Origin of the sequence: Rhodanobacter geophilus, from assembly GCF_040812275.1 — a bacterium.
Taxonomy (GTDB): Bacteria; Pseudomonadota; Gammaproteobacteria; order Xanthomonadales; family Rhodanobacteraceae; genus Rhodanobacter_A; species Rhodanobacter_A geophilus.
In genome coordinates, this window is record NZ_JBFOHL010000008.1 from 189,071 (window position 1) to 213,228 (window position 24,158).

The 24,158-nt window shown below is 69.9% G+C and carries 16 protein-coding genes; 11 read left to right on the forward strand and 5 right to left on the reverse strand.

The genetic code is table 11. The features are described 5' to 3' along the window. Window positions 1-17 precede the first annotated feature (17 nt). Window positions 18-965, forward strand: a complete 948-nt coding sequence (locus tag ABQJ56_RS10545) for an aldo/keto reductase (RefSeq protein ID WP_367844974.1) — start codon at window positions 18-20, stop codon at window positions 963-965. Here ABQJ56_RS10545 and ABQJ56_RS10550 read toward each other — a convergent pair whose 3' ends face one another. After that, window positions 966-2,066 carry a TraB/GumN family protein gene (locus tag ABQJ56_RS10550; protein ID WP_367844975.1) on the reverse strand — a complete coding sequence of 367 codons (1,101 nt, stop codon included), beginning with the start codon at window positions 2,064-2,066 and terminating at the stop codon, window positions 966-968. It lies immediately after the preceding gene. Between the two features lie 491 nt (window positions 2,067-2,557). Here ABQJ56_RS10550 and ABQJ56_RS10555 point away from each other — a divergent pair, with 491 nt between their 5' ends. Continuing rightward, window positions 2,558-4,267, forward strand: coding sequence for an N-acyl-D-amino-acid deacylase family protein (locus ABQJ56_RS10555; RefSeq protein WP_367844976.1), 1,710 nt, complete (start codon window positions 2,558-2,560; stop codon window positions 4,265-4,267). Window positions 4,268-4,489: 222 nt separating this feature from the next. Here the strand turns inward: ABQJ56_RS10555 and ABQJ56_RS10560 are convergent, their stop codons facing one another. Continuing rightward, window positions 4,490-6,733: an NADP-dependent isocitrate dehydrogenase gene (locus ABQJ56_RS10560; RefSeq protein ID WP_367844977.1), complete on the reverse strand. Its 2,244-nt coding sequence runs from the start codon at window positions 6,731-6,733 to the stop codon at window positions 4,490-4,492. A 202-nt stretch (window positions 6,734-6,935) separates the two neighbouring features. Between ABQJ56_RS10560 and ABQJ56_RS10565 the strand changes: the two genes are divergently transcribed. Then, window positions 6,936-8,930, forward strand: coding sequence for a bifunctional 2',3'-cyclic-nucleotide 2'-phosphodiesterase/3'-nucleotidase (locus tag ABQJ56_RS10565; protein ID WP_367844978.1), 1,995 nt, complete (start codon window positions 6,936-6,938; stop codon window positions 8,928-8,930). Window positions 8,931-8,977: 47 nt separating this feature from the next. On the opposite strand, the gene ABQJ56_RS10570 is transcribed toward ABQJ56_RS10565, so the two are convergent. Then, on the reverse strand, window positions 8,978-10,273 hold the full coding sequence (locus ABQJ56_RS10570) for a cytochrome c (protein ID WP_367844979.1): 1,296 nt from the start codon (window positions 10,271-10,273) through the stop codon (window positions 8,978-8,980). Continuing rightward, entirely contained in the window at window positions 10,270-11,004 is a 735-nt protein-coding gene (locus tag ABQJ56_RS10575) for a c-type cytochrome (RefSeq protein WP_367844980.1), read from the reverse strand. Before ABQJ56_RS10575 ends, ABQJ56_RS10570 begins: the two co-directional genes overlap by 4 nt. A 394-nt stretch (window positions 11,005-11,398) precedes the next feature. Between ABQJ56_RS10575 and ABQJ56_RS10580 the strand changes: the two genes are divergently transcribed. From ABQJ56_RS10580 to ABQJ56_RS10610, 7 genes are all read left to right on the forward strand, one after another. Next, complete coding sequence (locus ABQJ56_RS10580; protein WP_367844981.1) at window positions 11,399-12,547, forward strand: homoserine dehydrogenase family protein; 1,149 nt, start codon at window positions 11,399-11,401, stop codon at window positions 12,545-12,547. Continuing rightward, the gene (locus ABQJ56_RS10585; protein WP_367844982.1) at window positions 12,544-13,530 is read left to right on the forward strand and encodes a homoserine kinase; all 987 of its coding nucleotides are present in this window, start codon (window positions 12,544-12,546) and stop codon (window positions 13,528-13,530) included. Before ABQJ56_RS10580 ends, ABQJ56_RS10585 begins: the two co-directional genes overlap by 4 nt. After that, entirely contained in the window at window positions 13,527-14,846 is a 1,320-nt protein-coding gene (gene thrC, locus ABQJ56_RS10590) for a threonine synthase (RefSeq protein ID WP_367844983.1), read from the forward strand. Before ABQJ56_RS10585 ends, thrC begins: the two co-directional genes overlap by 4 nt. Before the next feature lie 269 nt (window positions 14,847-15,115). Continuing rightward, entirely contained in the window at window positions 15,116-16,393 is a 1,278-nt protein-coding gene (tviB, locus tag ABQJ56_RS10595; protein ID WP_367844998.1) for a Vi polysaccharide biosynthesis UDP-N-acetylglucosamine C-6 dehydrogenase TviB, read from the forward strand. Continuing rightward, window positions 16,393-17,448 (forward strand): SDR family oxidoreductase, encoded by a 1,056-nt coding sequence (locus ABQJ56_RS10600; RefSeq protein ID WP_367844984.1) that lies wholly within the window; start codon window positions 16,393-16,395, stop codon window positions 17,446-17,448. Before tviB ends, ABQJ56_RS10600 begins: the two co-directional genes overlap by 1 nt. A gap of 206 nt (window positions 17,449-17,654) precedes the next feature. Beyond that, window positions 17,655-19,040, forward strand: coding sequence for a TIGR03013 family XrtA/PEP-CTERM system glycosyltransferase (locus ABQJ56_RS10605; RefSeq protein WP_367844985.1), 1,386 nt, complete (start codon window positions 17,655-17,657; stop codon window positions 19,038-19,040). Between the two features lie 53 nt (window positions 19,041-19,093). Then, on the forward strand, window positions 19,094-21,931 hold the full coding sequence (locus ABQJ56_RS10610; protein ID WP_367844986.1) for a hypothetical protein: 2,838 nt from the start codon (window positions 19,094-19,096) through the stop codon (window positions 21,929-21,931). 37 nt (window positions 21,932-21,968) lie between these two features. Here ABQJ56_RS10610 and ABQJ56_RS10615 read toward each other — a convergent pair whose 3' ends face one another. After that, window positions 21,969-23,141 carry a hypothetical protein gene (locus ABQJ56_RS10615; protein WP_367844987.1) on the reverse strand — a complete coding sequence of 391 codons (1,173 nt, stop codon included), beginning with the start codon at window positions 23,139-23,141 and terminating at the stop codon, window positions 21,969-21,971. Between the two features lie 65 nt (window positions 23,142-23,206). Between ABQJ56_RS10615 and ABQJ56_RS10620 the strand changes: the two genes are divergently transcribed. Next, window positions 23,207-24,121, forward strand: coding sequence for a cupin-like domain-containing protein (locus ABQJ56_RS10620; protein ID WP_367844988.1), 915 nt, complete (start codon window positions 23,207-23,209; stop codon window positions 24,119-24,121). Window positions 24,122-24,158: the final 37 nt, after the last annotated feature.

A 24,158-nucleotide genomic window follows, 5' to 3' on the forward strand; every position in this document is an offset into this window, starting at 1 on the left:
CCCGTCAGGAGGCTTCCATGCAACACCGCACGCTCGGCCGTTCGCCGCTTTCCATTGCCCCGCTGGTGTTCGGCGGCAACGTGTTCGGCTGGAGCGCCGATGAGGCGCGCTCGTTCGAGCTGCTCGACGCCTTCGTCGACGGCGGCGGCAACCTGGTCGATACCGCCGACGTCTATTCGGCGTGGGTGCCGGGCAACGCCGGCGGCGAATCGGAAACCATCATCGGCAAGTGGCTGAAGCGGAGCGGCAAGCGCGACCGCGTGCTGATCGCCACCAAGGTGGCCAAGTGGGCCGGGCATCCCGGCCTGTCGCCGCTCAACATCCGTGCTGCGGTGGAAGGTTCGCTCAAGCGCCTGCAGACCGATCGCGTCGACCTCTACTTCGCCCACCAGGACGACGCCAGCGTGCCGATGCACGAGACGCTGGGCGAGTTCGCGCGGCTGATCGAGGAGGGCAAGGTGCAAGCCATCGGCGCCTCCAACTTCACCGCCGACCGCGTCGTCGAGGCACTGGCGGTATCGAAGGAACACGGCCTGCCGCGCTACGAGTGCCTGCAGCCGGAATACAACCTCGTCGCACGCGCCGGCTACGAGGCGGAACTCGAACCACTGGCGCGCGAGGAAGGCCTGGGCGTGATCTGCTATTACGCGCTGGCCAGCGGCTTCCTCTCCGGCAAGTACCGCAGCGCGGCCGACCCCGCCAAGAGCGGCGCGCGCGGCGGCGCGGCGAAGCGCTTCCTCAACCCGCACGGGCTGGGCGTGCTCGCCGCGCTGGACGAGGTGGCCGCCGCGCACCAGGCCACGCCCGCCCAGGTGGCGCTGGCGTGGCTGATCGCCCGCCCGGGCATCACTGCGCCGATTGCCAGCGCCACCAGCGTGGCGCAGTTGCAGGAGCTGCTGGGCGCGCTGCAACTCACACTGGGCAGCGAGGAGGTCGCCGCGCTGGATCAGGCCAGCGCGAACTGATCAGTGCGTGGTGCTGGCCGCCGCGGCCGGCGCCACCGCGCTGCCTGCAGCGGCCGGCGCATCATCCAGCCCCTGTGGCGCCTCCACCGCGTAGCCCTGCGCCTTCAGCCTGGCGAGGTAGCCGCTGGGCGACAGCAACTCCTCCATCGGCAACATGGCGAAGCTGGTGTCGTTTTTCGCCAGCGCGTCGCGCGCGGCCGCCAGCCACACCACTTCCATTTGCGCGGGTATGTCATCCAGGCCGAGCTGGTGGGCGAAGCCGGCGCTGGTGATCGCGGTGACGCAGGCGTCGCGGCGGTGGCTGTCGGGCAGCCCGCGCAGCGCCGCCAGGTCGCCGGTGGCCCAGGCGTTGGCGCGCGCGGTCATCGCCGGCAGGTCGTGTTCGATGGCGTCCAGCGTGCGGCTGAAGCATTCCATGTCGCTGGGCGCGGCCGCCTTGAACGCCTTCAGCGCATCGCCCGGGTGCTTGATCTCCACGCGGTATTCCACCGGCGTCTCCGGCACGCCGTCCTGCTTCGCCAGCGCGGCCACCGCGCCCGATACGCCACCGTCGTTGCTGAGGCCGTTCGCCTTCAGCGCCTTCCTGTACAGCTCCTGCGCCGCGAACAGCGGCCGCCAGCGTTCGATGCCGCGGTCGTCGCCGATGTACTTCCGTTTCAGCGCCAGCCAGCGCTGGTAGGTGGATGCATCCATCACCTGGTCCAGCGTCTTGCCGTCCGGGTTCTTGCGCGCACCGTAGGCCGAGGGCAGCAGGAAGAGTTTCCCGAAGAAGCCGATGTCCGCCTTCAGCTTGATCCTCGGCTCCGGCAGCACCTGCCTGGCCTGCGCCAGCACCTGCTCCACCTCGCGCGACTCCCACTGGATGTGCCCCGGCAGCGGCGACAGCGTACCCAGCACCCACACCACGTGGCCGTCCTTGCTGACCTTCCACAGTCCCGGCCCCGACACCACGCCGCTGACGACCACGGGCGCCAGCAGCGGCACGTCGGCGGGCACGGGCGCAGCCGTCGCCGTGGCCGCCGACGGCGGTACCTGCGTCGGCGCGGCAAGCGCGGCCGGCGCAGCCAGCGCGAAACACAACAGCACGGTCCAGGGGCGCATCAGGTTCATCCTCGTCGGTCGTTCTCGGTACCGGGGAGGCGCATGGCCACTCCGGTGTGGGCGCCGCAACCGCGCCAGGCACACGATGTTCGTTGCTGTGGGGCAACGGCGCTTGAACGGATACGCCCGATCAAACACGCCGCCTGTGCCGAGGCGAAGACGTGGCCCGATGGATTATCGATGATCGGGCCGCCTGGCTGGCACGATCCACGGATGGTCGAGGCCGGCCGGGACGGTCGATCCCGATCGCTTGTCCCGACCAGGCTGGCTTGGACAGGGGCGGCCGCGCGGTGTTCGCCATTCAAGGCCACCGTGTAGCCGACGGACATGGATGGCGTTATCGTCTCCCGGATACGGAGGCGGCCCGAGTGCCCGGGCCTGCACGAAGAAGCCGCGGACCTCCTCTCCATGGATCCGGGATCCGGCACACCCGTGCCTGATGCCAGGATGGCTTCCCGCAATCATTGGTGACATCGACACAGGGGTTTTCCATGCGCCCGGTAGCCCGCCTGTTTTTCATCGCCGCGCTCGGCCTGCTGGGATCCGGCGCCCAGGCGGCGTCCGTTCCTTCGTACGACATCGTCATTCGCAACGGGCGCGTGATCGACGGCACCGGCTCGCCGGGGTACTCCGCCGACGTCGCGATCAAGGACGGCCGCATCGCCGCGATCGGCGCGCTTGGCCGGGTCGATGCCAGACAGGTCATCGACGCACGGGGCATGGTGGTCACGCCGGGCTTCATCGACATGCTGGACCAGTCGGGCCACACCCTGCTGGTGGACGGTCATGCGCCCTCGAAGATCTTCCAGGGGGTCACCACGCTGTTCACCGGCGAAGGCGAGTCGGTCGCGCCGCTCAACGACACCATCCTCAAGGAGGAGGGCGGGCACACCCAGCCGGCCTGGCAGACGCTGGACGGCTATTTCAGGCAGCTGCAAGGCCAGGGCATCGCGGTGAACCTCGGCACCTACGTCGGCGCCGCCACGGCGCGCGAAATGGTGATCGGCTATGGCGACCGCAAGCCGACCCCGGGCGAACTGAAGCAGATGCAGGCCATCGTCGCGGACGCGATGCGCGACGGCGCGTTCGGCGTTTCGACCGCGCTGCAATACCCGCCGGCCACCTACAGCACCACCCCGGAACTGATCGCACTGGCACAGACCGCGGCGAGCTACGGCGGCATCTACGCCACCCACATGCGCAGCGAAGGCGATGCCGAGATGGCCGCGCTCGACGAGGTCTTCGAGATTGCCCGCACGGCGCATGTCCCGGTCGAGATCTTCCACCTCAAGGTGGCCGGCCACCGGAACTGGGGCAGCATGCCGAAGGTGATCGCGAAGATCGACGCGGCGCGTGCCGAAGGCCTGGACATACGTGCCGATACCTATGCCTACACCGCCTGGGGCAACGACCTCGCCTCGTTCATCCCGCCATGGGCGCATGCCGGCGGCACGGCCGACCTGCTCGCGCGGCTCAAGGATCCGCAGACGCGCGCACGGATCGAACAGGACATGCGGACGCCTTCCGGCGCATGGAGCAACGACTGGCTGGAAGTCCCCGGCCCGCACGCGGTCGAAATCACCTCCGTGCAGGACCCGTCGCTCAAGGCACTGGAAGGCCGGCGCCTCGAGGACGTCGCCAGGAGCTGGCACGAGGCGCCGATCGACGCCCTGCTCGACCTGCTGATCAGGGACCATGCCGCCACCGACGTCGCCGTGTTCGGCATGTCGCAGCCTGACGTCACGCTCGCGCTCCGGCAGCCGTGGGTATCGATCTGCGACGATGCCGCGGCGCAGGCGCCCACCGGCCCGCTCGGCCAGGGCCATCCGCATCCGCGCGCCTACGCCGCGTTCTCGCGGATCATCACGGAATACGTGCGCAAGGATCATGCGCTGACGCTGGCGGAAGCGATCCACAAGATGACGGCCCTGCCCGCGCAGCGCATGGGTCTCACGCAGCGCGGCGTCATCAGGAAAGGCATGTGGGCCGACATCGCCGTCTTCGACCCGGCGCAGCTGCGCGCACCCGCGACGTTCGAGGAGCCGAAGCAGCTTGCGCAGGGCATGGACTATGTCCTGGTGAACGGCGTGCCGGTGATCGCGAAAGGCAAGATGACGCCGGCCTTGCCGGGCAAGGTGCTGCGCGGGCCCGGATTCAGGGAGGGCGGCCATCCGTCGTCGCAACGCACGGCCGTGCCTTGATGGCATGCCGCGGCGCCCATGCGTCTTCGCTGAGGTGAAGCACCCGCTCCCGACCGAAAACAGGTGTCCCGGACATGGGCATGCATCGATCCATTCCGGCGCAGGCGGCACGGATCAAGCCATCCCGCGGCTGGCGCGTGGGCCCGGTGATCACGACGACGGGTGGAACGAAACGGGGCGCCGAGGCGCCCCGTTTCCCATTGCGTCAAGACCGGACCGTTCTCACCGCAATTCCGCCAGTGCCGCGTTGAACGTGGCGCTGGGGCGCATGGCCTTGCTCACCCGCGCCATGTCGGGGTGGTAGTAGCCCTTGATGTCGACCGGCTTGCCCTGGGCGCCGTTCAACTCGCCGACGATCTTCGCCTCGTTGTCCGCCAGCGCCCTGGCCAGCGGAGCGAACTTCGCCTTGAGGCCGGCATCCTCGTCCTGCGCGGCCAGCGCCTGCGCCCAGTACAGGGCGAGGTAGAAGTGGCTGCCGCGGTTGTCCAGCTCGCCCACCTTGCGCGCGGGCGACTTGTTGTTGTCGAGGACCTTGCCGTTGGCCTGGTCCAGCGTCTTCGCCAGCACCTTCACCCGCGCGTCGCCGGTCTTGTCGCCCACGAATTCCAGCGACGCCTGCAGCGCGAGGAACTCGCCCAGCGAATCCCATCGCAGGTAGTCCTCTTCCAGGAACTGCTGCACGTGCTTGGGCGCGCTGCCGCCGGCGCCCGTCTCGAACAGGCCGCCGCCGGCCATCAGCGGCACGATGGAGAGCATCTTGGCGCTGGTGCCCAGCTCCATGATCGGGAACAGGTCGGTGAGGTAGTCGCGCAGCACGTTGCCGGTGACCGAGATGGTGTCCTGGCCCTTGCGGATGCGCTCCAGCGTGAACTTCGTGGCCGCCACCGGATCGAGGATGCTGATTTGAAGCGGCTTGCCGTCGAGGCCGCGGGTGTCGTGGTCCTTGAGGTAGCGCTCGACCTTTTTGATGATCTCGCGATCGTGCGCGCGCTGCGGATCGAGCCAGAACACCGCCGGCGTGTCCGACAGGCGCGCGCGGCTCACCGCCAGCTTCACCCAGTCCTGCACCGGCGCATCCTTGGTCTGGCAGGCGCGCCAGATGTCGCCGGCTTCCACGTCGTGCTGCAGCAACACCTTGCCGGACTCGTCGATGACCCTGACCACGCCGTCGGCGGCGATCTGGAAGGTCTTGTCGTGCGAGCCGTATTCCTCGGCCGCCTGCGCCATCAGGCCCACGTTGGGCACGCTGCCCATGGTGGCCGGGTCGAACGCGCCGTGCGCCTTGCAGTCCTCGATGGTGGCCGCGTACACGCCCGCGTAGCTGCGGTCGGGGATGATCGCCTTGCAGTCCTGCTGCTTGCCTTCGGCGTTCCACATCTTGCCGGAGTCGCGGATCATCGCCGGCATCGAGGCGTCGATGATGACGTCGCTGGGCACGTGCAGGTTGGTGATGCCCTTGTCGGAATTCACCATCGCCAGCGCGGGGCGCTGCGCGTATTCGGCCGCGATGTCGGCCTTGATCGCCGCCTGCGTCTCCGCCGGCAGGCTGCCGAGGCGCGCATACAGGTCGCCGATGCCGTTGTTGGCGTCGAAGCCGGCCTGCTGCAGCGCGTCGGCATGCTTCGCCAGCACGTCCTTGTAGAACTCATTCACCACCACGCCGAACATGATGGGATCGGACACCTTCATCATGGTGGCCTTGAGGTGCACCGAGAACAGCACGCCCCGCGCCTTGGCGTCGGCGATCTGCGCGGCTATGAAGGCGGCCAGCGCCTTGCGGCTCATCACCGCGGCGTCGAGGATCTCGCCGGCCTTCAGCACCACCTTCTCCTTCAGCAGCTTGCTGGAGCCGTCCTTGCCGAGCCACTCGATCTTCACCGAAGTCGGCGCGTCCACCACCACGGACTGCTCGCTGCCGTAGAAGTCGCCGTCGTCCATGTGCGACACGTGGGTCTGCGAATCCTTGCTCCACGCGCCCATCTTGTGCGGGTGCTTGCGCGCGTAGTTCTTCACCGAGAGCGGCGCGCGGCGATCGGAATTGCCCTCGCGCAGCACCGGGTTCACCGCACTGCCCTTCACCTTGTCGTAGCGCGCCTTGGCGTCCTTCCCGGCATCGTCCTGCGGCGCGTCCGGGTAGTCCGGCAACGCGTAACCCTGCGCCTGCAGCTCCTTGATCGCGGCCTTCAGCTGCGGCACCGAGGCGCTGATGTTCGGCAGCTTGATGATGTTGGCGTCCGGCGTGGTGGCGAGCTTGCCCAGCTCGGCGAGGTGGTCGCCGATCTTCTGGCCGTCCTGCAGGCGATCCGGGAACTGCGCCAGGATGCGCCCGGCCAGCGAGATGTCGCGCGTCTCCACCGCGATGCCGGCGGTGGCGGTGAACGCCTCGACGATGGGCAGCAGCGACGCCGTGGCGAGGAACGGTGCTTCGTCGGTGAGGGTGTAGATGATCTTGGGCGTGTCGGACATGGTCGGCGGGACTCTCTGACGGCGATGGGGAATGGCGCGAGGCCAGCGCGCCATTGTCGCGGTTTCCGGTGCAGGCGGCAAAGCACATGCCGCATCGACGCGATTCGCGCCGGCACGGTGCCCACCGCGATGCGTTGCGGCCTGCCCGTCCGTCACAACGATCTGCTAGCTTGCCGATTCCATGTGCTTATTCGATTCCGTCATGCCCCGTCGCCGCATCGCTCTCGCCCTCCTCGCCGCCGCCCTGCTCGCCGGCTGCGCCCACCAGCCCGCGCACGCGCCCGGCCTGCCTGACGGCACGCGCGCCACGGTGGCGATCCTGGAAACCACCGACATCCACTCCAACATCCTCGGCTACGACTACTACAAGCAGAAGGCCGATCCCACGCTGGGCTTCGAGCGCACCGCCACGCTGATCGCCGAGGCGCGCAAGCAATTCCCGAACCACTTCCTGTTCGACAGCGGCGACACCATCCAGGGCACGGTGCTGGCGGATTGGCAGGCGCAGGTGCAGAAGCTGGCCTGCGGACAGGAACTGGCGATCTACCGTGCGATGGATGCGGTGGGCTACGACGGCGGCACCGCGGGCAACCACGAGTTCAACTACGGGCTGGGCTGGCTCTCGCAGGTCACCGGCACGCCGATGAACGTGGATGGCGGCACGCGGCAGCGCTGCGCCGGGCCGCATTTCCCGCTGGTGCTGGCGAACGTGGACAGCGCGCGCGACGGCGCGCCGATCTTCAAGCCGTGGACGATCGTCACCAGGCCGATCGCGGTGCAGCTGCCGGACGGCAAGACGGAGAACGTGCCGCTGCGCGTGGCGATCATCGGCTTCACCCCGCCGCCGATCATGCAGTGGGACAAGCAGAACCTTGCCGGCAAGGTCAGCGTGGACGGCGTGGTGGAGGCGGCGAGGAAATACCTGCCGCAGATCCAGGCGCAGCATCCGGACCTGGTGGTGGCGATCGTGCACGGCGGCCTCGACACCGCGCCGTACACGCCCGCGATGGAGAACGCCGGCTGGCACCTGGCCGGCGTGCCCGGCATCGACGTGCTGCTGCTCGGCCATTCGCACACGGAGTTCCCCGGACCGCGCTTCGCGAAGATGAAGGACGTGGACGACGTGCGCGGCTTCGTGCGCGGCGTGCCCGCGGTGATGGGCGGCTTCTTCGGCAAGGACCTGGGCGTGGTCGAGCTGGCGCTGGATCGCCGGGACGGCCGCTGGAGCATCGACAAGAGCCGGACGCACAGCGAGGTGCGGCCGATCTGCGGCAAGCCCGGTGACGCCGCCAGCTGCGTGGCAGCCGACCCCGCCATCGCGCCGCTGGTGGCGAAGGTGCAGGCAGCCGTGGTGGCCTACGTCAACACGCCGATCGGGCGCAGCGACGTGCGCCTCTCCAGCTACTTCGCCGACGAGGGCGACATGACGGCGCTCGCCGTGGTCAATGCCGCGCAGCGCGACTACGTGCGCGCCGAGCTGCCGCGCCTGCACCCCGAGCTGGCGCAGGTGCCCGTGCTCTCCGCCGCCGCCGCGTTCCGCACCGGCTTCGGCGGCCCGGACGACTACACCGACGTGGCGCCCGGCCCGCTCACCCTGCGCAGCGCGGCCGACCTGTACTTCTATCCGAACACGCTCGCCGCGGTGAAGACCGACGGCGCCGGCGTGAAGGCGTGGCTGGAGGAATCCGCCAAGCGCTTCAACCGCATCGACCCGGCGAAGACCGACGCGCAGCAACTGATCAACACCCGCTTCCCCGGCTTCAACTTCGACCAGCTCCAGGGCGGCCTCCACTACGTCATCGACGTGGCCAGGCCGGCGGGCCAGCGCATCGTGGCGCTGACCTTCGACGGCAAGCCGGTGCGGCCCGGCCAGCCCTTCGTCGTGGTCACCAACAACTACCGCGCCAGTGGCGGCGGCCGGTTCCCGGGGCTGGACGGCGGCAGCATCGTGCTGGCGGCACCCGCCGGCACGCGCGAGATCGTGGCGCGCTGGCTGCAACAGCATCGCGAGATCGGCGCGCACGACCTGCCGGCCCGTTCCTGGCATTTCGCAAAACTGAAGACCGCCGGCCCGGTGCTGTTCACCAGCGCCAGCAACAAGCAGGCGATCGCCCGGGCCGACGGCCTCGGCGACATCCGCGAGCTGCAGGACCACGGCGACGGCACGGCGACCTACGCGATCGACCTGTCGCGCTGACGAACCGGCCGCCGCGTGCCAGGCTGCGCCCGCTGCGCGGCGGCGGCTCAGTCCACCGGCGTGTGGCGCAGGCGGCCCACTTCGGCGGGCCGCACCGCGCTGGCGCGGTTCGACCAGGACTGGCGGATGTAATTGACCACCGCGGCCACCTCGTCGTCGCTCAGCTGCTGCGCGAATGGCGGCATCGAATACGGCCGCGGGTTGCCGGCAGTGGCCGGCGCGAAACCGCCCAGCAGCACGCTGCGCACCGCATTGGTGGCGGTGGGCCCGTTGATCGAGCCGTTGCCGTCCAGCGGCGGGTAGATGCCGGGCACGCCCTCGCCGTGCTTGCCGTGGCAGGCGGCGCACTGCCGCGCGTAGAGCTCGCCGCCCTGTGCGTGGCTGGCAGCCTGCACGAACGCGACGGGCGCCGCGGCAGCCGGTCCGCGCGCGGGCAGCGCCTGCAGGTAGGCCGCCACGGCCTGCAGGTCGGCGTCGCTCATGTGCTGGGTGCTGTTGCGCACCACGTCAGCCATCGGACCGAAGGCGACGCCCCTGGCCGAGCGGCCGGTCTTGAGCAGGTCCACGATGTCCCGGCGGCTCCAGCCCGCCAGGCCGCCGCCCGGCTGCGCGCCGAGGTCGGGCGCATACCAGTCCAGCGCGGGGATGGTGCCGCCGGCGAGATGGCGGTCCGGGTCCATGCCGCCCCAGGCATTGCGCGTGGTATGGCACTCGTTGCAATGGCCCAGGCCCTGCACGAGGTAGGCGCCGCGGTTCCACTCCGGCGACCTGGCCGGGTCGGGCCGGTACACGCCCGGCTTGAAGTACAACGCACGCCACGCCAGCAGGCTGCTGCGCACGCTGTAGGGAAAGGCCAGGCCCGGCTCGCGATCGGGCTGGTGCACCGGGGGCAGCGATTTCAGGTAGGCGAAGATCGCCAGCGCGTCGTCGCGGGTGACCCTGGTGAACGAGGTGTAGGAGAACACCGGATACAACGGCTCGCCGCGGCGCCCCTTGCCTTCGTGCAGTGCCTGCCAGAAGTCCCCGAAGCTCCACTGGCCGATGCCGGTTTCCGCATCGGGCGTGATGTTGGGCGCGGGCACGTCGCCGAACGGCGTGGCCAGCGAGCGGCCACCGGCATAGCGCTGGCCGCCACGCTCGGTATGGCAGGCGGCGCAGTCGCCCACGGTGGCGAGGTATTCGCCGCGCGCGACCAGCGCGGGATCGCGCAGCTTCGCGGCCTCGGCCTCGAGCTGCGCGGCGGGCGCCTGGTGTACGCGGCCAGGCACGAACAGCCACCAGGCGAGCAGGGCCGCGCCGGACAGCGCCAGGATCAGGATGCCGCTTCGCCGCCCGCGCTTCATGGATTCACCTCGTTCTTGCCCAGCACGCACCAGCCTGGCAACGGCTCATGCTGCGCACTGGCCGGCAACGGATGCATGTCGGCCGGCGGTGGCTGGCTGGCCAGCCACGCGGCCACCGCGGCGACATCGTCGCCGGTCATGCGATTGGCCACCACGACCATGCAGCCGGGGCCATCGCTGACACGCTGGTGCGTGCGCCACGCGTCGAGCTGGGCATCGATGTAGGCGTAGGACAGTCCCGCCAGGCCCGGCATCATCGGTTCCACGCCGGTCAGCGTGCTGCCGTGGCAACTCGCGCAGGCCGGCACGCCGCGGCCCGGGTCTCCGTGGCGCACCAGTTGTTCGCCGCGCTGCCGTGCCGCGGCCGATACCGCGGGCAGCGATTGCCGGTGGTACGGCACCTGCTGCGCCGCGAAGTATTCCGCGATCCGTCGCAGGTAATCCGGGCTCAACGGGCGCACCACGTATTCCATCGCCGCGTGGTGGCGCTGGCCATCCTGGAAGGACTCGAGCTGCTGCAGCAGATAGCCGGCCGGCTTGCCGGCCAGGCGCGGCACTTTCGCGTCGCCGGGCAAACCTTCGCCACGGGCACCGTGGCAGCTGGCGCAGGCGGCCACGCGCTGCTGCATGGAATCCGGCACATCCGTCGCGGCGACCGCCATGCCGACGCCGGACGCAAGCAACACGACGCCGGCGCGGGGCAGCCAGCGCAAGGAGGAGGAGAGATTCATCGCCGATATTGTAATTGTGCGGGTCCACGCCGGACGGCCAAAACCGGCCATCGCGACAACCTGCCGCGGCCGCGCGCCCGCGCCGGACACGGCGGAACAGTTGCAAATGCATCTGTTGACTGCAGTGCAACATCGGCCTTAGTGTCGACGCCATGTCGCCGCTTTCCGCCCTCGCCCGCATGCACTTCGCCCCGGCTGCCGCCGGTCGCATGCCGCCGCGCGCGGGCGACATCGCCAGCACCATTACCACCACGATTACCACCGGTACCGGTACCTGGTCCGGGCGGAGCGTCGTGCGTAGCTGAGTTTCCCCACGCAACGGCCCGCCCTCGACGAGGCGGGCCGGCACACGCCGACACGCCAGACAGGACGGGCCTCCATCGGAGAGGCCGTCGTGATCACCTGTGCAATCGAGCAAGTCCCACACCCTTCGTTGCCACCGCTCGCGATGCCGCGCGCCGGCACCGGTCGGCGCACGCTGGCGGTGGGCGTGATCGGCCCGGGCCGGGTCGGCAGCGCGTTGCTGGAACAGTTGCGCGCGGCGCAGCCGCGACTGGCGCGCGACCACGCGCTGGAGCTGAAACTGTGCGGCGTGGTGGCCAGCAAACGCATGTGGCTGGACTGCGACGACGCCGAACTCAACGGCCGCCACGGCGGCGCGCAAATCTGGCGGCCGAACGACCTGGATGCGTTCGCCGCCCACGTGCACGGCAACGACGATCGCCACGCGCTGCTGGTCGACTGCAGCGCCAGCGACGCCGTCGCCACGCACTATCCGCGCTGGCTGGCCGCCGGCCTGCACGTGGTGACACCGAACAAGCTGGCCGGCAGCGGCCCGCTGGAGCGCTGGCAGGCGATCCGCGCCGCCTGCACGGGCGGCGCGCGCTTCCGCTATGAGGCCACCGTCTGCGCCGGCCTGCCGGTGGTGCAGACCTTGCGCGACCTGCTCGACACCGGCGACGAATTGCTGGGCATCGAGGGCATGTTCTCCGGCACGCTGGCCTGGCTGTGCAATCGCCACGACGGCAGCCAGCCGTTCTCCGCGCTGCTGCGCGAGGCGCATGCGCTGGGCTATACCGAGCCCGATCCACGCGAGGATCTGTCCGGCCTCGACGTGGCGCGCAAGCTGGTGATCCTCGCCCGCGAGGCCGGCTGGCCGCTGTCGCTGGAACAGGTGGCCGTGGAGAGCCTGGTGCCGCCCGCGCTGGCCGCGTTGCCGCCGGACGAATTCATGCGGCGTCTCGATGAACTCGACCCGCCGCTGGCCGCGAAGCTGGCCACGGCGCGCGCCGAAGGCGGCGTGCTGCGCCACGTCGCCCGCCTCGACCGGCACGGCCGCGCCAGCGTGAGACTGGCGGTGCTGCCGGCCACGCACGCGTTCGCGCACAGCCGGCTCACCGACAACGTGGTGCAGTTCACCACCCGCCGCTACTGCGATAATCCGCTGCAGGTGCAAGGCCCCGGCGCGGGGCCGGAAGTCACCGCGGCCGGCGTGTTCGCCGACCTGCTGCGCATCGCCGAGTCGCTGGGGGTGCAGGCATGAACGCCCTCGCCCCGTTGCAGGAACCCATGAGCGCACGATCGCCACGCCTCGCCCACGCCACCGCCTTCGCACCCGCCTGCGTCGGCAACGTCGGCGTGGGCTTCGACATCCTCGGCCACAGCATGGCCGGCGCCGGCGACCGCGCCGAGGTGCGCCGCATCGACGAGCCCGTCGTGCGCATCGCGGCGATCCGCGGTTGCGTGACCGCGCTGCCCACCGACGCGGGCGCGAATACCGCCGGCGCCGCCCTGCTCGCGCTGCGCAAGGCGCTGGGGGTGCAGCACGGTTTCGAGCTCACCCTGCACAAGGGCATCGCGCTGGGCTCGGGCATGGCCGGCTCGGCGGCCTCCTGCGTGGCCGCGCTGGTCGCCGCCAACGCGCTGCTGGAGACGCCGCTGCCACGCGAGGCGCTGTACGGCTTCGCGATGGATGGCGAGGCGGTGGCCAGCGGCGGCCGCCACGGCGACAACGTGGGCCCGCAACTGCTCGGCGGCCTGGCGCTGGCCACGCACGACCGCGTGCTGCGCATCCCGGTGCCGGCCGGCTGGCATTGCGCGCTGGTGCATCCGCACTTCGTGCTGGAAACGCGCAAGGCGCGCGCGGCGCTGGCCGGCCATTACGCGCTGGGCGAGTTCGTGGCGCAGAGCGCGAACCTCTCGCTGCTGCTGGCCGGCTGTTTCCAAGGCGACGCCGCGCTGGTGCGCGAGGGGCTGAAGGACGTGCTGGTGGAACCGCGGCGCGCGTCACTGGTGCCGAACTTCGCGCGGGTGAAGCAGGCCGCGCTCGATCATCGCGCGCTGGGGGCCAGCATTTCCGGAGGCGGCCCCAGCGTGTTCGGCTGGTTCGAGCAGCGTGATGAAGCGGAGGCGGCTGCCGTGGCCATGCGTGCGGCGTTTGCCGAAGCCGGGCTGGACAGCGATGCGTTCGTGGCGCCGATCGATGGGCCGGCGGCCACGCTGCTCGATGACGAGGCGGCCGCATGAGTGCAGCCTTGCGTTTCCCCAGTACGCGCGGGCGCGCACCGGCCGCCACGTTGAGCGCGGCGATGGCTGCCGGGCTGGCGCCGGATGGCGGCCTGTATGTTCCGCGGCAGTTGCCGGCGCTGGCTCCCGCGGACTTCGATCCGCACGGCTCGCTGGCCGGCACCGCCGCCACCCTGCTCGCGCCGTTTTTCGCCGGCGATCCGCTGGCCGCCGAGCTTCCCGCGATCTGCGCCGAGGCGCTGGATTTCCCCGTGCCGTTGCGCGCGCTGCCCTATCGCGACGCGCAGGTGCTGGAGCTGTTCCACGGCCCCACCGCGGCGTTCAAGGACGCGGGTGCGCGCTTCCTCGCCGCCTGCCTGCGCCGGCTGCCGCGGGCGGACGAGCGGCCGCTCACCATCCTCGTCGCCACCTCGGGCGACACCGGCGCGGCGGTGGGCGCGGCCTTCCATCGCCAGCCGGGCGTGCGCGTGGCGATCCTGTATCCGGATGGCCTGGTTTCGCCACGCCAGGCGCATCAGCTCGGCTGCTTCGGCGACAACGTGCAGGCGCTGCGCGTGGCCGGCCGTTTCGACGACTGCCAGCGCATGGTGAAGGCCGCGCTCAACGACGCCGGGCTGCAGCGCGACGTGCCGCTCAGTTCCGCCAACAGCATCAGCCTGGGCCGCCTGCTGCCGCAGATGAGCTACTACGCGCACGCCGCGTTGGCATTCTGGCGCGAACGCGGCGAGCCGCTGCACTTCATCGTGCCCACCGGCAACCTCGGCAACGCCCTGGCCTGCCTGTGGGTGCGCGCGATGGGCCTGCCGGTGGGCGATATCCGCCTCGCCTGCAACGCCAACGCCACCCTGCCCGCGTTCTTCGCCGGGGGCGACTATGCGCCGCGCGAAGCGGTCGCCACGCTGGCCAACGCGATGGACGTGGGCGCGCCCAGCAACTTCGAGCGCCTGCGCTGGACCTTCGGCGGCGACGATACGGCGCTGCGCTGTGCGCTGCGGGCGGAAAGCGTGGACGACGCCACGATCCGCCACACGATTGCCACGCACGCCTGCGAACATGGCGAAGTGTTCTGCCCGCACACCGCCGCTGCCGTGCATCTGCTCGACCGTTTGCGTGAACGAGGCGACACGCGACCCTGGGCCGCGGTCGCCACCGCGCATCCGGCAAAGTTCGAGCAGGTGGTGGAGCCGCTGGTCGCCCGGCCGGTGCCGGTGCCGCCCGCACTGGCGGCGATGCTGCAGCGGCCGGCCACTGCCGGACCGTTGGCGGCGACCGACGCAGCCCTGAAGCACTGGCTGCGCGAACCGCCGCCTGCCTGAAACCGTACGCGATCGTGCCGTCGTCACGGCGGCGCCACGTACCCGGCTCGCGGATGACTGGCACGGCTTCGTCGGCTATGCGGGGGGACTGCGCAGCCATTACGATAGGTCGAGGGAGTGCCGGCCGTGCCGGTGGCACGCGTCGGCATGCATGATCCCGCGTCTGCGGCATGCGCACCCGCCTGCGGCCCCAGTGACGCACGTCGCTGTCTCCCTTCATGGCCGCCGCCAAGGCGGCCCGCGCCAGCCAGCAGACCTGGGACGCCCGCATGCAGAATCCGGAAGACAGCAAGATCGCCATCATCGGCCTGGGCTACGTCGGCCTGCCGCTGGCGGTGGAATTCGGCAAGCGTTGCGACACGCTCGGTTTCGACATCAACCAGACACGCATCGGGGAGTTGCGCGCCGGCCGCGACAACACGCTCGAGGTGGATGCCGCCGAACTGGCCGCCGCCGCGCGCCTGCGCTTTTCGGCGACGCTGGACGACCTGCGCGACCGCAACGTCTACATCGTCACCGTGCCCACCCCGATCGACCAGGCCAAGCGGCCGGACCTGACCCCGCTGGTCAAGGCCAGCCAGACCCTGGCCAAGGTGCTGAAGCCGGGCGATCTCGTGGTGTACGAGTCCACCGTCTACCCCGGCTGCACCGAGGAAGTGTGCGTGCCCATCCTTGCCGAGGGCTCCGGGCTGGTCTTCAACCGGGACTTCTTCGCCGGCTACAGCCCCGAGCGGATCAACCCGGGCGACAAGCAGCACCGCGTCACCGGCATCCTCAAGGTCACCTCCGGCTCCACGCCGGAGGTCGCCGATTTCGTCAACCGCCTGTACGGCTCGATCATCACCGCCGGCACCCACCAGGCCAGCTGCATCAAGGTGGCCGAGGCGGCCAAGGTGATCGAGAACACCCAGCGCGACCTCAACATCGCCCTGGTCAACGACCTCGCGATCCTGTTCAACAAGCTCGGCATCGACACGCTGGAGGTGCTGCAGGCGGCCGGCACCAAGTGGAACTTCCTGCCGTTCCGGCCGGGCCTGGTCGGCGGCCACTGCATCAGCGTCGATCCCTACTACCTCACCCACAAGGCGCAGGAGGTGGGCCATCACCCGGACGTGATCCTGGCCGGCCGGCGCACCAACGACGGCATGGGCCCGTACATCGCCGGCGAGGTGATCCGGCTGATGGTGCGCAAGGGCATCAACCCGGTGCATGCGCGCGTGCTGCTGCTGGGCCTGGCGTTCAAGGAGAACTGCCCGGACCTGCGCAACACGCGGGTGGTCGACATCGTGCAGGCGCTGCGCGGCTACAACGCGCAGGTCGACGTGCATGACCCGTGGGTCAATGCCGCCGAGGCCGAGCACGAATACGGCCTCGTGCCGCTGGCCGAGCCCGCCCGGGGAGCCTACGACGCGGTGATCGTCGCGGTGGGCCATCGCCAGTTCGTGGCGCTGGGCGCCGAAGGCGTGCGTGCCTACGGCAAGCCCGAGTCCGTGGTCTACGACGTCAAGTACGTGCTGCCGCGCGACGCGGTCGACGGGAGGCTGTGATGGCCACGCTGGACAGCTTGCTGCCGCCGGACCTGCAGGCGCGGGTGCGCGCCGAAACGGGCGCCTGGCTGGTCACCGGCGCCGCCGGCTTCATCGGCTCCAACCTGGTCGAGGCGCTGCTGGGCCTGGGCCAGGCCGTGGTCGGCCTGGACAACTTCGCCACCGGCCACCGGCGCAACCTCGACGAGGTGGAGCAGCTGGTCGGTCCCGAGGCGTGGTCGCGCTTCCGCTTCATCGAGGGCGACATCCGCACGATCGATGACTGCCGCGCCGCCTGCGCCGGCGTGCGCCATGTGCTGCACCAGGCCGCGCTGGGCTCGGTGCCGCGCTCGATCGAGGATCCGCTGGCCACCCACGCGGCCAACGCCACCGGCTTCATCAACATGCTGGTGGCCGCGCGCGACGCCGGCGTGGCCAGCTTCACCTACGCCGCCTCCAGTTCCACCTACGGCGACGAGCCCAGCCTGCCCAAGGTCGAGGACCGCATTGGCCGCGCGCTGTCGCCCTACGCGGCGACCAAGCTGTTCGACGAGATCTACGCCGAGGTGTTCGCCCGCTGCTACGGCTTCAAGTCCGTCGGCCTGCGCTACTTCAACGTGTTCGGCCGCCGGCAGGATCCGGAAGGCGCCTATGCCGCGGTGATCCCGCAATGGATCGCCACCATGATCCGCGGCGAGGACGTGTTCATCAACGGCGACGGCGAGACCACGCGCGACTTCTGCCACGTCGCCAACGCGGTGCAGGCCAACCTGCTGGCGGCGCTGTCGACCGACGAGCACCGCGACCTGGTCTACAACGTGGCGGTGGGCCAGCGCACCAGCCTCAACCAGCTGTTCGAGGGACTGGTGCAGCAGCTCGCGGCCGAGAACCTGCATTACGACCGGCCTCCGGTCCACCGCGAATTCCGCGCGGGCGACGTGCGCCACTCGCTGGCCGACATCAGCCGCGCCGCCACGCGCCTGGGCTACGTGCCCACCCATACCCTGGTCCAGGGCCTGGGCGAGGCGATGCCGTGGTACCTGGGGTTCATCGCACAACAGGCCCGGAGCCCGTGACCCCACTGCAGCGGTAAGCCGGGCCGCGTGCCGGTGGATTCGTCCAGTTCCCGTGGCCGGCCGCCGATCGAGATGTCAAATATGTGAAGTATTCGACATATGTAATTATTGCACATTCGGTCGACAAGTGATATGGACAGCGGCCCGTAGCATTGCTACCCTTCATGTCCCACTGGCACTGGATGCCGGGGGAGGGGGTAGAGGGAATGTTGCGGTTTCTGCATAGGCAATCCACGCGCTGGCTGCTGCTGCTGGCGGTAGTCGAGCTGCTTCTGCTTTGCGCATCGCTGAACGCCGCCACCTTGCTGCGCTTCGGCGACACCAACGAGCTGCACCACCTGCCCGAGCGTTCGCTGCTGTTCGGCCTGATGCTGCTGCTCGGCCTGGCGGCCATGGGCCAGTACCAGGCGCACATGCGTGTCACCTGGTTCGGACTGCTGGCGCGCCAGGCGGTCGGCTTCACGCTCGGCGGCCTGGGTCTGGTCGTGGCGTACTACGTGCTGCCGAAGGCCTACATGGGTCGCGGCGTGCTGGGTATCGCGCTGGTGGTCGGCTTCGTCGCGGTCACCGCGTTCCGCGCGGTTTTCCTGCGGCTGGTCGAGGTGGAAGCGTTCAAGCGGCGGGTGCTGATCCTCGGCGGCGGCACGCGCGCGGCACAGATCCACAACCGCATGCGCCGCCGCTCCGACCGGCGCGGTTTCGTGGTGGTCGGTTTCGTGCCCCGGCCCGACGAAACCGTCAGCGTGCCGACCGAATTGCTGGTCACGCCCAATGCTCCGCTGGACGTCTGGGCCGAACGGCACGGCATCGACGAGATCGTGGTCGGCGTCGACGATCGCCGCGGCAGCCTGATGATGGACGAGCTGCTCGAATGCCGGCAGCTGGGCATCGAGGTGACCGACCTCACCACCTTTTTCGAGCGCGAATCCGGGCGTGTGCAGCTTTCGCTGACCTACCCTTCGTGGCTGGTCTATTCGGGTGGCTTCTATGCCTCGCCGATGCGCCGGCTCAGCAAGCGCAGTTTCGACCTGGCCGCGGCGCTGCTGGTGCTGGCGCTGGCCTGGCCGCTGATGCTGCTGACGGCACTGGCCATCCGCCTCGAATCGGGTCCGGGCCAGCCCATCCTGTATCGCCAGGAACGCGTGGGCGTGCGTGGCCGCACCTTCTGGCTGATCAAGTTCCGCAGCATGAGGATCGATGCCGAGCGCGATGGCGTGGCGCGCTGGGCGTCCAGGGACGACAGCCGCGTGACCCGCGTCGGCCGCTTCATCCGCAAGGTGCGGCTGGATGAACTGCCGCAGCTGTGGAACGTGCTCAAGGGCGAGATGAGCTTCATCGGTCCGCGCCCCGAGCGACCGCAGTTCGTCGCCGACCTGGCGCAGAAGATCCACTACTACCACCTGCGCCACTGCCTCAAACCCGGCCTGGCCGGCTGGGCGCAGCTGCGCTACCCGTACGGCGCATCCGAGGACGACGCCGCCGAGAAGCTCAAGTACGACCTCTACTACGTCAAGAACAACAACCTGCTGTTCGACCTGCTGATCCTGATCCAGACGGTCGAGGTGGTGTTGTTCGGCCGGGGCGCACGCTGACCGGCCGCCTGTCGGGGCCGGTCCGGTGCATCCATCTGATCCGAGGATTCGCCATGCCGAATCGAAGCTTGCCGAGCCATCCGGGCACATCCGCCACGCACGGACGGGGGCTGCTCGCGGCACCCCGCCGCAACTGGCGTTGGCGCGCCGCGCTGGCGGGGGCCGCGGCGTTGCTGGCGGCCGTGGTGATGGCGCAGGCCATCGTGCGGATCCGCGACGAACCAGCGGCGCCTGACAACCACGCGGTACCCGCCGCCGTGACGGAGGAAGCGGCACGGCAAGTGCCGCTCGCCGCATCACCGGCCACGCCGGCGCGCCCCCGGACAGTTCCCGCCGTTGCGGTGACGCAGGCGATGCAGGCACCGGCTGTGGCGGATGCCAGGGCAGCTGTGCAGCTCTCGCCGGAGAGCCTGGCATGGACCTATCAGGACCTGCCATGCGATGCCCGGGCCGCCGCCGCACAGGCATCCCATCCATGCGAGCCCTCGCGCGTACTGGCCCTGGTGGATGCCAAGACGCGCCCACGCGGCGCTTCCACGCCGACGCCGGCCGCCTTCTCGGTGCAGGCGCTGGCCGCGGTGACGCTGGCGCCTCATCCGCGCCTGCTGCTGGACAGCACCACGCTGGCCGCACTGCGCCAGCGCGCCACCAGCTCCAACCCGCAATGGACGGCGTTGAAGGCGCAGTGCGACTCCTACATCGGCGGCACGGTGGAGTACCCCACGGGCAACACCTATCCGGACCTGCCCAACATCGGCCAGGGCTACCAGGGCAGCGGCTACGTGCCCGCCCTGCTGGCCGAAGGCATGTGCTACCAGGTGCTCAAGACCAGCAATGCCTCGGCGGCCGCCAACTACGGAGCCAAGGCGGTGGACATCCTGCTCAAGATGTCCACCTCCGGCAGCCAGGGCCAGCCGCCCTGCACCGACAGTGGCTACGGCATGCGGTTCTACGGCGTGGGCATGGGCCTGGGCTACGACTGGGTGTACGACCTGCTGACGCCGGCCCAGCGCACGCAGGTCTACACCACCGCGAACGCGTGGATCACCGCCTGGGAGGCGCCGAACGGCTGTGCCGATTTCGAGTACGCGCATCCGCAGAGCAACTACTACGCGGGCTACTTCCATGCCAAGGCGGCCATCGCCCTGGCCACCTACGAGGACAACCCCTCGGCGCCGGCGCAGTGGGACGACTGGCTGAACAACCAGTTCGCCAAGCGCGTGCAGCCGTACTACCAGCAGCACCTGCTGGGCGGCGGCTGGCCCGAGGGCTACGCCAACTACGCCCCGCTGGGCGTGCTCAACATGACCATGCCCCTGCGCGAGGTCAAGACCGCCACCGGCCAGGACCTGGTGCATGCCACGGCGCCCTATGCCTACCCACTGGACAGCGCCGATTACACGATGCACTTCACCTGGCCCTCGCGTGCCTATTTCGACGACCGCGACACCAATCATTCCGGTTCGGGCAGCCAGCCGCCGGGCACCACCCAGGTGGGTTTGTTCCAGCAGCTGCTCGGCGCGCTCGACTACTGGGGTTCGCCGCACAGCGCGATCCTGCGCCAGTACCTGGCCGATGTGAACGCCGCCACCAGCGGCTACGGCGCGGCGGATCCGTGGCTGCAATTCCTGGCGCTGGACCCGGCCGGCACGGTGGCACCGGTGAGCGGACTGCCGCTGTCCTATTTCGCGCAGGGACTGGGTGCGGTCGCCGCACGCTCGGACTGGGGCACCGGCGCCAGCTGGATGTCCTTCCGCGCCGCGCCGTACGCCAACAATCCCGCGCAAGGCGAGGAGTACTTCGACCAGGGCAGCCTGGCCCTGGTCCGCGGTGGCACGCCGCTGCTGCTCAATGCCGCCGGCTGGATGGTGCACGACCCCAACGGCACCGCCGACGAGAACCTGGTCTACACCGACAACTTCGGCAGCTTCAGCAGCGGCAACATCTATTCGGGCAACCGCCAGATCTACAACGTCTTCTACGTGCGCAACATGAGCAACGGCACGCCGGCCGAACAGTTCGGCCAGTTCGCCAGCACCAGCGAGGACAACCAGGCCAGCACCAAGGTGGCCGCGTTCGAGGACGGCGGCAGCTACGTCTACGTGCTGGCGACCGGCCTGCAGGACATGTACCGCAGCTTCGCCGCCGGCAAGGCCGTGGTGAACTGGTCGCGCGAGGTGGTGTACCTGCGTCCGAACCGCTTCGTGGTCTACGACCGCACCACGGCCGGCAGCGCGGGCTACGACCAGTACATGGCCTGGCACTTCCCGGCCAGCCCGGCCAGCGGTTCCGCCGCGGCCGGCGACAATCGCCTGGACGTCAGCTACGGCGGGACCTATGCCGGCGCGATGACCACCGTGCTGCCGCAGAACGCGAAGCTGACGACCGTGGCGATGTACCCGACCAGCAACCCGGTCAAGGCCTGGCAGGTGCAGGTGCGCCCGGCCGCGGCCGCGGCCAGCCAGCAGTGGCTGACCGTGTTCGACCTGTCCGGCTCCGCATCCGCGGTGGCCGGCGCCAAGCCGGTGGTCGTCAACCAGGGCGGCATCGTCGGGGTGCAGCTGGCCGCTGCGGACGGCAGTGCGGTGGTGGTCAGCAGCACGGGCACGGCCGGCACGCGGCTGGCCGGCACGATCGCCTACACCGTCGACAACCTCGCCGCGCGGCACGTGATCACCGACCTGGCCCCGTCGGCCGGCTACACCGTGACCGTGGCGACCAGCGGCAGCCAGCAGACCATCACGGTGAATGCGGGCGGCACCACCACGAGCAGCGCGCAGGGCGTGCTCAACTTCACGGTGAACGGCAACAGCGTGCAGCAGCCCGTGCAATATGCGCCGCCGGTGTCCGCCCTGCCGGTGCCCGGCTACCCCAAGCCGTACAAGGGATGACGGAATGCTGGAGATGGACGCCGTGCACTACAGGCCTTCAGCCGTCCTGTTCGATATCGGTGAGGTACATGCCGGCGCCGATGTCACCGGCGCGCCGCGGGTCCATCCCGGCGATGAACAACGGCTGCTCCCCCCGGGCGGCGAACCCTTCGCCACGCCACGCCCCGAGCACCGATGCAGCGACGGCAAGGCGTACCTCGATCGCCTCGTAGCCGCCCTCGTAGCCCATGCGGCAGAGTTCGCGTATGGCGCGGCGGTCGGCTTCGCGCACGCCGCCGGCAAACCAGGCATCGGTCACGGTCATGAATCCGGGTGCGCGCACATTGGTCTCGCAGGCGAACCACGCCAACAGCGGCGCGCCTGGCGCCGGAGCCACCAGCAGGAAGCGGCGGCGCACCGCCGGCAAATGGAGGAAACGCCACTCGAGCATCGCGGCGGTACGCATCGTGCTGAGGCCGTTGCCGTGTTCGGACTGTTCCCACAGGGCCGGCATGCGTGGATCGACGGTGTCGGTCCAGGCCACGTGCAGGCCGGAACGCCTGCCGGGAGCGCGCAGCTTGCGGCCCGCGGCGACCGCGCTGTCCAGCAGCGCTCCCCCGGCCCGGCCGAGCGGGCCGGGCAGCACGCGCGGCACGTAGCCCCGGTAGCGCAGCACTTTCACGTGCCGCGAAAGCCGCGCGGGCACGCTGAAACCGGCACGCCTGCACACCGCGCCACCCTGGGCATTGGTCAGGCCGTAGGCGAACTCGAACCGGTCGAGGCTGCTCGCCGCCATGGTGCGGGCCAGCCCCAGCGCCGGCTTGAGCGAACGATGCTTCGGCAGCACGGTGAAATGGCTGATGACCCCGGCCCGCAATTCGCGCCCCTGCCAGAGCATCGGTCGCGGCCCGACACCGATGGTGCCCACGATCTCGCCGCTGGCGCGATGACGCAGCAGCTGCAACTGCGGTCGCCCGAAAGGGCAGCCCAGGTAGAACACGTCGTACATCCGCTCGAGCTGGTCCTGCCAGCCGATCTGGCCGCGCCACAGGCCGATGACCGTATCGCGATCCCGTTCGAGCCGGCCTTCGACCGTCTCGTAGCGATCGTCGAGAACGACACCGTGCATTTCCATGGGCTCCGGATTTCCGAGGGCAGCGCCAGCGGATTCTGTGCGACGCCCGCCTTGCGTACAAGACGAGATCGCCCCGGGGGAGACAAGGGGCCGCATGCGCGTGGATTGCAGCGGGCGATCCGGCGCGCACGTGGCGGCAACGGCACGGTGGCGGTGCGACCATGAACCGGCAGACGGCTTGCATCGACATCGACTGGAGCGCGTTCGATCCATGGCGCGTCCAGGCAGTACGGCACCGGTTGATGGAGCACCCGTTGCTGCAGCCGGACCGGCTCGTGGAGTTCGGCCGGCGCCTGGAGCGGGCGGCCCAGCTCTACTCGTTCAGCAACGATGCCACCGCCGACGAGAACTTCAGCACGGTGGGAAGCACGCATCCGAACCGCAAGTCGGCGCAGGAAACCCTGCAGGACATCGGCCATGCCAAGGCATGGATGTTGCTTCGCCATGTGCAAGGCGATCCGACCTACCGTGGGCTGGTCGACTCCGTGCTCGATGAAATCAGACCGCAGGTCGAACGCAAGGATCCCGGCATGTGCTACCGGGCCGGCTGGATCTTCGTGTCTTCGCCGCACACGGTCACGCCGTTCCACATCGACCGCAACCACGGCATCCTGCTGCAGATACGCGGCCACAAGACCGTCTACGTATGGGATCCCGACGACGCCACCGTGGTGAGCGACCGCGCGCGCGAATGGTTCCATGGCCACCGCGAGCTGGCCCTGGTCAAGTGGCGCGAGGAGTTCCGCGAGCGCGCGCACGTATTCCACCTGCGGCCCGGCATGGGCGTGTACATGCCGCTGACCAGCCCGCACATGGTCGAGACCAGTGACGAGCCGTCGACCACGCTGAGCCTCAGCTACAACACCGACGCATCGCGTCGCAATGTGCTGCTGCACGTGGTGCGCGATCGCATGCGCGGACTCGGGATCGGCTTGCCCCCGGTCGGCCGCCACCCCCGCTTCGATGCATGCCTGCATGCCGCCGCGCACGTCGCGGACGGCGTGCGCAGGCACGCGCGCCGCCGGCTCGGCCGGCCTGTCCATTTCGATGGAGCGCCCTACGCCGCGGACGATTGAGCCGGCCGCAGGGCCGCCTCGATCGCCGGCAGGACAC